The sequence below is a fragment of the Rhodococcus sp. ENV425 genome (genome assembly GCF_002887785.1).
In the GTDB taxonomy this organism is placed as follows: Bacteria; Actinomycetota; Actinomycetes; order Mycobacteriales; family Mycobacteriaceae; genus Rhodococcus; species Rhodococcus aetherivorans.
On record NZ_PCZU01000086.1, the window covers coordinates 97,542 to 107,418 of the forward strand.

At 70.3% G+C, this 9,877-nt stretch carries 9 protein-coding genes and 1 pseudogene; 4 read left to right on the forward strand and 6 right to left on the reverse strand.

Going from position 1 to position 9,877, the window contains the following annotated elements:
* Window positions 1-29: 29 nt before the first annotated feature.
* A complete protein-coding gene (locus tag CQZ88_RS06725; protein WP_006942206.1) occupies window positions 30-557 on the reverse strand; it encodes a peptidylprolyl isomerase in 528 nt (175 codons plus the stop codon).
* 89 nt (window positions 558-646) lie between these two features.
* Between CQZ88_RS06725 and CQZ88_RS06730 the strand changes: the two genes are divergently transcribed.
* Window positions 647-1,540: an alginate biosynthesis protein AlgP gene (locus tag CQZ88_RS06730; RefSeq protein ID WP_258008481.1), complete on the forward strand. Its 894-nt coding sequence runs from the start codon at window positions 647-649 to the stop codon at window positions 1,538-1,540.
* Window positions 1,541-1,553: 13 nt separating this feature from the next.
* On the opposite strand, the gene CQZ88_RS29800 is transcribed toward CQZ88_RS06730, so the two are convergent.
* On the reverse strand, window positions 1,554-1,721 hold the full coding sequence (locus tag CQZ88_RS29800; RefSeq protein ID WP_164528058.1) for a hypothetical protein: 168 nt from the start codon (window positions 1,719-1,721) through the stop codon (window positions 1,554-1,556).
* Between the two features lie 242 nt (window positions 1,722-1,963).
* Between CQZ88_RS29800 and CQZ88_RS06735 the strand changes: the two genes are divergently transcribed.
* Complete coding sequence (locus tag CQZ88_RS06735; protein ID WP_029546820.1) at window positions 1,964-3,907, forward strand: acyl-CoA dehydrogenase family protein; 1,944 nt, start codon at window positions 1,964-1,966, stop codon at window positions 3,905-3,907.
* Between the two features lie 93 nt (window positions 3,908-4,000).
* Here the strand turns inward: CQZ88_RS06735 and CQZ88_RS06740 are convergent, their stop codons facing one another.
* Window positions 4,001-5,287 (reverse strand): lipase family protein, encoded by a 1,287-nt coding sequence (locus tag CQZ88_RS06740; protein WP_102799452.1) that lies wholly within the window; start codon window positions 5,285-5,287, stop codon window positions 4,001-4,003.
* A 186-nt stretch (window positions 5,288-5,473) separates the two neighbouring features.
* Here CQZ88_RS06740 and CQZ88_RS06745 point away from each other — a divergent pair, with 186 nt between their 5' ends.
* On the forward strand, window positions 5,474-6,154 hold the full coding sequence (locus CQZ88_RS06745; protein WP_043799086.1) for a hypothetical protein: 681 nt from the start codon (window positions 5,474-5,476) through the stop codon (window positions 6,152-6,154).
* 24 nt (window positions 6,155-6,178) lie between these two features.
* Here CQZ88_RS06745 and CQZ88_RS06750 read toward each other — a convergent pair.
* Window positions 6,179-6,463, reverse strand: a pseudogene (locus CQZ88_RS06750) (alpha/beta-hydrolase family protein); the annotation flags it as partial.
* A 155-nt stretch (window positions 6,464-6,618) separates the two neighbouring features.
* Between CQZ88_RS06750 and CQZ88_RS06755 the strand changes: the two are divergent.
* On the forward strand, window positions 6,619-7,815 hold the full coding sequence (locus CQZ88_RS06755) for a hypothetical protein (protein ID WP_102799445.1): 1,197 nt from the start codon (window positions 6,619-6,621) through the stop codon (window positions 7,813-7,815).
* Between the two features lie 27 nt (window positions 7,816-7,842).
* On the opposite strand, the gene CQZ88_RS06760 is transcribed toward CQZ88_RS06755, so the two are convergent.
* Entirely contained in the window at window positions 7,843-8,802 is a 960-nt protein-coding gene (locus CQZ88_RS06760) for a R2-like ligand-binding oxidase (RefSeq protein ID WP_006934498.1), read from the reverse strand.
* Between the two features lie 152 nt (window positions 8,803-8,954).
* A partial coding sequence (locus tag CQZ88_RS06765) for a Dyp-type peroxidase (RefSeq protein WP_258008482.1) occupies window positions 8,955-9,877 on the reverse strand: 923 nt, incomplete at its 5' end.

Consider the following 9,877-nt stretch of genomic DNA (forward strand, 5'->3'; position numbering starts at 1 on the left):
GGTTCGTCATATCGGTCTCTTCCGGAGATTCAGGAGATGGTGATGCTCTCGATGACGACGGGCTCGACCGGGCGGTCCGCGCGGTCCGTCGCCGTCGTGGCGATCGCGTCGACGACCTTCTTCGACGCCTCGTCGGCGACCTCACCGAAGATGGTGTGGCGTCGGTTCAGGTGGGGGGTCGGCCCGACGGTGATGAAGAACTGCGAACCGTTGGTGCCCGGGCCGGCGTTGGCCATGGCCAGCAGGTAGCTGCGGTCGAACTGCAGCTCGGGGTGGAACTCGTCGGCGAACTGGTAGCCCGGGCCGCCACGACCGGTGCCGGTCGGGTCGCCGCCCTGGATCATGAAGCCGTCGATGACGCGGTGGAAAACCGCACCGTCGTAGAACGGGCCACTGGTCTCCCCCTTGGCGTTCTGGGTCTTGTACTCCTTGGTGCCGTTCGCGAGGCCGACGAAGTTCTCGACCGTCTTCGGAGCGTGGTTGCCGAAGAGCGAGATCACGATGTCGCCGCGGTTGGTGTGCAGAGTCGCGGTTGCGGTCTTTTGAGGTGAAGTCACCCCTCCATCGTGCCATCCGGGTCTGCGACACCGGGGCGGTCCGTCTCGCGAACCCCGGCCGCGGGGATCCGCTGTGCAAAAGTGGGTACATGACGAGTGTGAGCGAGTCCAGAACCAAGATCGGGTCCGGCGCCGGCAGCGAACTCGTGCGCCCCCCGAAGAAGTCCGAGGGCGCCGGTGGCTACCTGAAGCTCGCAGGGCAGGGCGCTACGGCCCTCGCGCGGGGGCCGCTCTTCACCGGCCTGCTGGTCGCCCGCAAGGGTCTCGACCTCGCCCGGAACATGGCCGGAAGCCGGGAGTGCCGCCGCGCGCGAGCCGCGGCGACGATCGAGGCAGCACCCCGCGGGCGGGGCCGCAGGATCCTGGTGACGGTCGGCGCGCTCGGCGTCGTCGCCGCCGGCGGAGTTGTGTTCTACCGCAGCCGTCTCGGGGATCATCCGCCGGTCGCGCCGGAGCCGCCGCGGATCGAGCCGGTCACCCCCGAGCCCGGGCCGGTCGCGACACCGGAGGCTGCCGCACCGAAGCCGGAGGCTGCCGCCCCGAAGCCGGAGGCTGCCGCCCCGAAGCCGGAGGCTGGCGCACCGAAGCCGGAGGCTGCCGCACCCGAGGCGAAGCCCGGGCCGGCCGCGACGCCCGAGGCCGTGGCCCCGAAGCCCGAATCGGCCGCGACGAGGAAGGCCGCACCTCGGCCCGAGGGCGGGACGGCTGCCCCCGCGGTGCCCGCGCCGACGCCGAAGGCGACCCCGACGGCAGCCGCGACGCCGAAGGCCGAGCCCACCACCGCCACGAAGGGGACGGCCGAGCCCACCACCGTCCCGAAGGGGACGGCCGAGGCGCCCCCGACCGGAAAGCACGCGGCCAAGGAGGAAACGGCTCCGAAGCCGGCCGCCGAGCCGAAGAGCGAGGCCACCGGCAGCAAGGGAACCGCGGCGAAGCCGAAGCCGTCGGCCGGTCCCGCGGGGGGCCCGAAGAAGCAGGACTGAGTTCCGCCCGGGGTCACGGGACGGAATCGGATCCGGGGCAGGTCGCGTCGATCGCGGCCTGCCCTTCCTTCTGCAGTTGTCGTTCGGTGACGCGCACTTCCAGGTCGACGATCCGGCCGGCCACGACATAGATCAGGACGGTCAACAGCAGCACAACAGGTACGGACGCGAGGAATTCCATGTCGGCCTCCAGCGGTGGTCCGCGCGAGCGGGAAGGTGGAGGTGCTCGGGTACGTCGTCGATGACATGTCCAGCCTACGGACACGGGCGGGGGCTCTGTCGCGACGGCAGCCCCGTCGGACCGTGATCCGCCCCACCCCCGCGCCGTCGGTTACTCATGGGTACCGATCCGCCGAATCGCGTGATGTGCATCACAGAACAGGTGGATACTCGCCGGTAGCAGTCCTATCGGGGAGGCATCACATGGCACAACAGGTACACGCCAGCGAGGAACAGTCGCGCGCGCTCGCAGAGGAGTCCCGCGAGACCACCTGGCACAAGCCGTCGTTCGCAAAGGAGTTGTTTCTCGGACGTCTGACCCTCGACCTCATCCATCCGTTCCCGCGGCCCACCCCCGACGAGGAGGCCCGTACCGAAGGGTTCCTGGCAGAGCTTCGCCGCTTCTGCGAGGGTGTGGACGGCAGCCGCATCGAGCGCGAGGCCCGGATCCCCGACGAATACGTCGCCGGATTGGCCGAGCTCGGCTGCTTCGGCATGAAGATCTCCCAGGAATACGGCGGCCTGGGACTGTCGCAGGTGGCCTACAACCGCGCGCTGATGCTCGTGGCCAGCGCCCACCCGAGCCTGGGCGTTCTGTTGTCGGCGCATCAATCCATCGGAGTGCCCGAACCCCTGAAGCTGGCCGGGACACCCGAACAGAAACGCGCTTTCCTCCCGCGGTGTGCGCGAGGGGCGATCTCGGCCTTCCTGCTGACCGAACCCGACGTGGGTTCCGATCCCGCCCGTCTCGCCTCGACGGCGGTGCCGGTGGAGAACGGCGACGCGTACGAACTCGACGGCCTGAAGCTGTGGACCACCAACGGAGTGGTCGCCGAACTGCTGGTGGTGATGGCGCGGGTGCCGCGCAGCGAGGGCCACCGCGGTGGCATCTCGGCGTTCGTCGTCGAGGCGAACACCCCGGGCATCACCGTCGAACGCCGCAACTCGTTCCTGGGCCTGAAGGGGATCGAGAACGGCCTCACCCGGCTGTACAAGGTGCGGGTGCCGAAGGAGAACCTCATCGGCCGCGAGGGCGACGGCCTGAAGATCGCCCTGACCACCCTCAACGCCGGCCGGCTCGCGATCCCGTCGATGTGCGCCGGTGCCGGCAAGTGGGCGCTCAAGATCGCCCGGGAATGGTCCGGCACCCGCGTCCAGTGGGGTCGGCCGGTGGGCCGGCACGATGCGATCGCCGGCAAGATCGGATACATCGCCGCCACCACGTTCGCCCTCGAGGCCGTGGTGGAACTGACCGGCCAGATGTGCGACGAGGACCGCAACGACATCCGCATCGAGGCGGCCCTGGCCAAGCTGTGGTCCAGCGAGGTGGCCTGCGAGATCGCCGACGAGTTGATGCAGATCCGAGGGGGACGCGGCTACGAGACGGCGGCGTCGCTTGCGGCCCGGGGTGAGCGGATGGTGCCCGCCGAGCAGCTCCTGCGGGACCTGCGGATCAACCGGATCTTCGAGGGCTCGAGCGAGATCATGCGGCTCTTCGTCGCCCGCGAAGCCGTCGACGCCCACCTGCGGGTGGCGGGTGAGCTGGCGGATCCGAAAGCCACTCTGGACACGAAGGCCCGGGCCGCCGCCAAGGCGAGCGGCTTCTACGCCAAGTGGCTGCCCCAGTTGGTGGCGGGCAGGGGCCAGCTACCCACCTCGTACGGCGAATTCGGTCCCCTGGCACACCATCTGCGCTACGTGGAGCGGTGTTCACGCAAGCTCGCTCGGTCCACGTTCTACGGCATGGCCCGGTGGCAGGGCGGTCTGGAGAGGCGGCAGAATTTCCTGGGGCGGCTCGTCGATATCGGCGCGGAGCTGTTCGCCATGTCGGCGAGTTGCGTGCGGGCGCAGATGTACCACACCGACGGCCACCCCGATACGGACGCGGCCTACGAACTCGCCGACGTCTTCTGCCTCCAGGCGAAGCTCCGCGTGGACTCGCTGTTCGCCGCGTTGTGGACGCACACCGACGATGCCGACCGGCAGCTCACGGCCGACGTCCTCGACGGGCGCTACACCTGGCTGGAGAAGGGCGTGATCGATCCCAGCGAGGGTACGGGCCCGTGGATCGCCGAATGGTCGCCCGGGCCGTCGGTGGAGCAGAACCTCGCCCGCAGATTCCTCGGCGCCGACCATCCGGTGGTGTGAACGGACCGCCGGCCGCGCGGGCTCCGGTCAGCCGCGACAACAATCGCTGTCGCGGCTGACCGCCCCTTGCGGCGGATCCAACGCCGTCGTGGGTCAGAAAGCGCCGCAGTTGGACGGGGCGGGCCGATCCGCGAACCGGTCGTTCAGGTAGGCGACCGCCTCGGGCATCCCCGCGACCAGAGGAAGCGCGTGATTGACGGCCAGGCCCGGCAGGACGGGCGGGGTGGTGTTCGGGGAGAACTGGACGGTGGCGCCGAGGGCGCACCAGTCCGCCGCGAGCTGGCGACCCTGTCCGTAGGGCACGATGTCGTCCATCGTCCCGTGCTGCACGAGTACCGGCACCGACGGCTGCAGACGTCCGATCCGCTGCGCGGCGATGGCTTTCTTCGCCTCCGCCAACCGATCGACGACCACGCTCAGCGGCTCACCCGTGCGGGTGTAGTCGCTCGTGCGCTGGAAGCCGTAACGGAAGATCGTCTCCGGCGCGCACTGGTTCGCCACCGAATGCAGCATCTCGCGTCCACGGTCGTTGACCTCGGCGTCGATGAGATCCCGGAGCTCGGGGTAGGCCTCGCCGAGGCCGTTGATCGTGTAGCCGATCACGCCGGTGAGCGCCGTTCCGTCGACCTGGCTGAGCGTGGCCTCGAGGTCCGCGGGCGGCGCGCCGGCATAGGCCCCCACGACGTTCAGCTCGGGCGCGTAGGTCGGCTGCAGTTCTGCGGCCGCAGCCACGGCACCGCCGCCCTGGGAGTACCCCCACAGGCCGACAGGACCGTCGGGGGTGATGGACGTGGCGGGCAGGCTCTGCGCCGCCCGGACCGCATCCAGCACCGCGTGCGCCTCGGCGAGCCGGTTGACGTACGTGTGGTGCCCCGGTGTGCCGAGCCCGTCGTAGTCGGTGACGACGACGGCGATGCCCTGCAGCAGCATGGTGTTGATCGAGAGCAGTTCGTACTCGGTGAACAGGTCGAGCGGCGGGGTGTAGGACACGAGCGAGTTCAGCTGCTTGGACGGGGCACACTGGTCGCCCTGGCCCTGGGTGCCCGGCGCGATGGCGACGAGCGGTCGCGGCCCCGGCCCGTTCCACGGCAGCGACGGCTCGAGGTAGGTGCCGCCGACGGCGCTGGGTCCGCCGGTGGCGTCGAGGCTGCGGTACAGCAGCCGGGTGCCCTGCGCGGGGAACACGCCCTGCGGCGACGGGACGCGAATGGAGAGGTCGGACGGCCCGCTGCGGAGGACGTCGCCGGAGGCTCCGACCAGGTCGAGCGGAGGATCGTAGAAGTTCGCATCCGCGCTCGCCGTCGCCGGCGTGGCAAGCATCGCTCCTGTCAGTGCCGTGGCCGTCGCCGCAGCGCCGATCCACCGTCTGGTGATCCCCATCCCCATCCCCATCCCCATGGTCCCTTCACAGGTAGCTGTCCGTGTGTCGGACGACACAAGCGGTACGCACTGTAACACCTAACTTACCGGCGCGTAAGTACGTGATCCGGGGCTCGCGAACCCCGATTCGAACCGCGGTCCGTCGTTCGCCCCCGGGCATCGCCGCTGGTCGGGGACAATCCGGTCATGACCGGGGAGCGCAGCGAACCGCAACTGCACCGACTGACCACACCGCACACCGCCGCCGTCGTCGGGATCGTGTTCGCCGTCCTGTTCGCGACGAGCATCGTCCTGATCCGTCAGGCGATCCCCGCCGATCCCTTCGGCAGCACCGAGTGGCTGGACGCCGGCCGCTCACGGCTCACCGTGGCGCTGACGCTGGCCCAGTTCGCCTGCATCGCGTTCCTGTGGTTCATCGGTGCGCTCCGGCACCGGCTGGGAGACCTCGAGGACCAGTTCTTCTCGACGGTCTTCGTCGGTAGCGGCCTGTTGTTCCTGGCGCTGATCCTCGTCACGATGGCCAGCGCCGGCGGGCTGCTCCTGGCGGACCGGGCGGAGGCGGTGCCCGCCCAGGAATCCGCCGCCTTCGCGCACGCGCTGATCCTGCAGATCAGCAACGTCTATTCGATCCGCATGGCCGCGGTCTTCATGATCTCGCTGGCCACCATCTGGCTGCGCACCGGACTCATGCCCCGATGGCTGGTCCTACCCACGTACCTGCTCGCCCTGGTTCTGCTGTTCGCGGTGACCGAGGCGCTGTGGCTCACGCTCGTCTTCCCGGCGTGGGTGATCGTGATCAGCGTGTTCCTGCTGACCCACGCCCGGCAGGCGTTCCCGCCCCGGCGGGCGTTCCGGCCGAGAACCTGACGGTGCCACGGCGACGGAGCGGCGTCACTCGTCGCCGGGCTGGGCGGACAGGGCGTTCTGCACCCAGTGGGTGACCGCGTCGTCCCAGCCGTCGGGGGCGAGGATGTCCGCCCACAACTGCGCGGCCTCCGGCCCGTACGCGTGGCCGAACCCGGACGGGACGTCGGCGGAGAACACCATGTCGAGCGTGACCTGCCAGAACGTGCCGAAGGGCAGCCACCGCATGCCCGGATCCACATCCGGGTCGAGCGGCTCCCGCAACCAGTCCGGCTCCCGCAGCAGCAGCGCGAACGACCACCGGGTGATCGGCCTGGTAACCGCAGGGGCATACGGGCTGTGCTTACGTCACGCGCGGATCTTAGTGGGCACGGCAATCTCCCGCGCGGTCCTACGGCGCGGCTTCCCCGGACGTGGCCGAGTCGGTAGCAAGATGTACGCCGATCGTTGTCTACGGGAGGTGTGACATGGCTGTGGGAGTCGGTCTCCGGATCGGGAGCGTGGTGTCCACCGCGGTGCTCGCCTCCAACGACCCCGGCAGCCCCGATCCCGTCGTCATAGCCCGTGACACCGTCCTGCACATCGACTCCGACGGCACCACCGTCCTCGGCGGCGCCCCGCATCCCGCCGGCGAGGCCCGCTACCTGTCGGGCTTCCTCGGCCGCGTCGGCGATCCCGCCGGCGTCACCGCCAGTGACGGGCGCATCTACCGGGCCGAGGACTCGATGGCCACGGCGATCGCCTGCCTGTTGCACGAGTGCCAGCCGCTGCCGCCGGACGGCGGGCCCGACGGGGGTCTGCCCGCTGTCACCGCCACCTACCCGTCGCGGTGGGACCAGTCCACGGTGGCCGCGCTGCGGGCCGCGCTCGACTACGCGGATCTGCGGCACATCGCCCTCGTCTCGGACGCCGAGGCCGCGGCCACCTGGTACGCGTCGGAGATCTCGGAGACCCCCGGACAACTCGTCGGCATCTTCCACGTCGACGACGGCGGCTCGACCGTCAATCTCGTGCGCTCCGGTGTGTCGGCCGGCAAGGCGTTCCGCTTCGCCGCCAAGAGCGCCCCGTCTCCCGCGGCCCAGCTGGCTACCGCGCTCGGCGCGTTCGGCTGGCTTTCGCACAACCTCGACGCCGTGGTGGTGATGGGCGACGGGTTCGTCGCGCGCGACCGCTCGCATGTGCAGTCCATCGCGGACAGCCTCGCCGCGAAACTCGGCGTGCGCACTCTCGTCGGCCCCGGCCCCGAGCAGACCGCCGCCCTCGGTGCCGCCATCCTGGCGGCGGGTTTCACGCCCGCGCGCGTGGTCAAGGCGCGGATCGGACTGCCACCGTCGTACGACGTCACCGACGTCCTCACGGGTGGCATCCCACGTATCCGGGAACTCGAAGCGGCCGAACGAGCGAGGGCCGAGGCGGCCGCCGAACGAGACAGGGCGGCCGGCGCACCGGGGAGCCCCGCACCCGTCCCGGCGACGACCGCCTCCGACCCCCGGTCCGGCGACGCCCGGTCCGATGACACCCGGTCCGATGACAGCAGCGCCGACGAGGCCTTCGGGACGACGGTCACCACCGTCACCACGCGGCCGAGCAGGAACTACTCGGCGATCGGGGCCGTGGTGGCAGTGATCCTGCTGCTGGCCTTCGCGGCCGTCGCGCTGCTCTGACCGTTCGGGTTGTTACTACCGCGGAGTTCAGCCCTCCGTGAGCGAGTTCAGCTCCGCGGCGTCCTCCGCGCCGAACTTGTCCTCGAGCACCTCGGGGCTGTAGTCGAGGTCGATCTCCTCGACCGGCCGGCCGCGCGCGGATTCGATGGCCCCGAGCCGCCGCTGGGCCCGGTCGGCCGCGTAGGCGACGAACTCGTCGGGGTCGAGGCCGAAGGGCTGCTCCTCGAACTGGTCGTTGACCCACTGGATCATGCCGAGCGCCAGCGGCAGCAACTCCCCCATGCGCTGCTGCACGACATCCCAGTTCGAGTCGTCGGCTGCGACGTGGCGGCGGCACGTGAACGTGCCCCACGCCATGTGCCGGCGTTCGTCGTCGCCGATCCGGCGCACGAGTTCCTGCATTCCGGGCAGGATTCCGCGTTTCGTGCACACCTTCTGCCAGGCGTAGTACCCGGTGAGGGCGAGACTGCCCTCGATGACGTGGTTGTAGGTGACGCTGGCGCGGACCTGATTGGCAGGACTCGGATCGGTCTCGAGGACGCGCAACGAATGGGGCAGTTCCTCGTAGAACAGCTGCCGGTAGTACGGATTGTCCGCAACGTAGGAGTGCAGGTCCGCGGTCAGGCCCACCGCGTCCATCCACAGGCGGAAGACCTGGGTGTGCTTGGCCTCCTCGAAGCAGAACTGGGTCAGGTACATCTCGTCGCCGAGCCGGCCCTCGGCGGCCATCGCCCGTAGGAACGGCTGGATGTCCTGTGTGACGGCCTCCTCGCCGGCCACGAACTGCGCGACGAGATAGGTGGCGCTGCGGTGCTGTTCGCTGTTGAGCTCGTTCCAGTCGGCCGCGTCCCGGCTGAAGTCCAGCTCGAGCGGATCCCAGAACTTCGCGTTACCCTTCGCGAACAGCCGCAGCGGGAAGGCGTCCCAGTGCAGACCTCCCGCGCGCAGCGTTCCGAAGCCCTGACGTTCCGGCAGTGCTGTGGTCATGAGTGTGCCCGCCTTCCCTCGCCCGGATGGACGCGTGTCCATCTCGACGGTAGCGCCATTTCGGCGGGGCGTGACGGGAACCATACAAACTGTAGGTATGACGGACCCCCGGCCGGGATCGTCGAGCAGATCCCGGCCGGGAGCGCTGCCCGTCAGCCCTCGAGCAGGGTGTCCCCCGGATATCCGCCGGGGCCGAATCCGGGTGGGACGGCGAACACCGCCGACCCGATCGGCGTGATCCACGGGTTCAGCGCGTCGTGCTCGGCGAGCCGCTGCTGCACCGGAACGAACTGGGCGTCCACGTCGGCCTGGTACGACGCGAACAGCAGCCCGGCGCCGTCCGGGTCGTCGTAGTTGTAGCCGCGCCGCAGGAACCGCTCGTTCGCGTTCCGGGGCCGCGCCCGCGCGACGTGCGATTCCGGGGGGATCACCGGAATGCCGTGCACGTCGGTGGCGGCGAAGTCCGGATCGTCGTGCTCCCGGTTGCCGGTCAACGGCGCCCCCGAGGCCAGGTCCCGGCCCACGGCGAGTTCACGGGCCGGCCGGTCCAGCTCGTCCCACGTGTCGAGTTCCATGCGGATACGCCGCACCACCACGGACGTGCCCCCGGCCAGCCAGGCCGGGGTGCCGGGATTCCACACCTGCCGGTCGAAGTCCGTGCTTCCCGCGGCCGGGTTGACCGTGCCGTCGACCTGGCCCATGAGGTTGCGCATCGTGGTGCCGGCGGGCTTGGTGCCCGCCGCGTTGCGGAACCCGCGCTGGACCCAGCGCACGGTGGCCAGCGACCGCACGCTCTTGGCGAGCGTGCGGGTCGCGTGCGAGACGGTGACCGGGTCGTCGGCGCAGACCTGCACCAGCAGATCACCGCCCGACCAGCGCTCCTCGAGGCGATCGATCGAGAACGCGGGCAGCGGCCGCAGCCACTCGGGCCGCTGCGCCGCCAGGCCGGCCGCGTCGAACACGGCGGGACCGAATCCGACGGTCACGGTCAGCCGCGCGGGATCGTGGGCGAGTTCGGGCTCGGTGTCGCCGAGGGCAGGGCTGCCCTCGGTGAGCCGGCGGCCGTCCTCGGCCC

Excerpts from the sequence above, each read along its gene's own strand:
- CQZ88_RS06755 (WP_102799445.1), top strand. The coding sequence starts at position 6,619 with ATGGCTGTGGGAGTCGGTCTCCGGATCGGGAGCGTGGTGTCCACCGCG.
- CQZ88_RS06745 (WP_043799086.1), top strand. The coding sequence starts at position 5,474 with ATGACCGGGGAGCGCAGCGAACCGCAACTGCACCGACTGACCACACCG.
- CQZ88_RS06740 (WP_102799452.1), bottom strand. The coding sequence starts at position 5,287 with ATGGGGATCACCAGACGGTGGATCGGCGCTGCGGCGACGGCCACGGCA.
- CQZ88_RS06760 (WP_006934498.1), bottom strand. The coding sequence starts at position 8,802 with ATGACCACAGCACTGCCGGAACGTCAGGGCTTCGGAACGCTGCGCGCG.
- CQZ88_RS06735 (WP_029546820.1), top strand. The coding sequence starts at position 1,964 with ATGGCACAACAGGTACACGCCAGCGAGGAACAGTCGCGCGCGCTCGCA.
- CQZ88_RS06730 (WP_258008481.1), top strand. The coding sequence starts at position 647 with ATGACGAGTGTGAGCGAGTCCAGAACCAAGATCGGGTCCGGCGCCGGC.
- CQZ88_RS29800 (WP_164528058.1), bottom strand. The coding sequence starts at position 1,721 with ATGGAATTCCTCGCGTCCGTACCTGTTGTGCTGCTGTTGACCGTCCTG.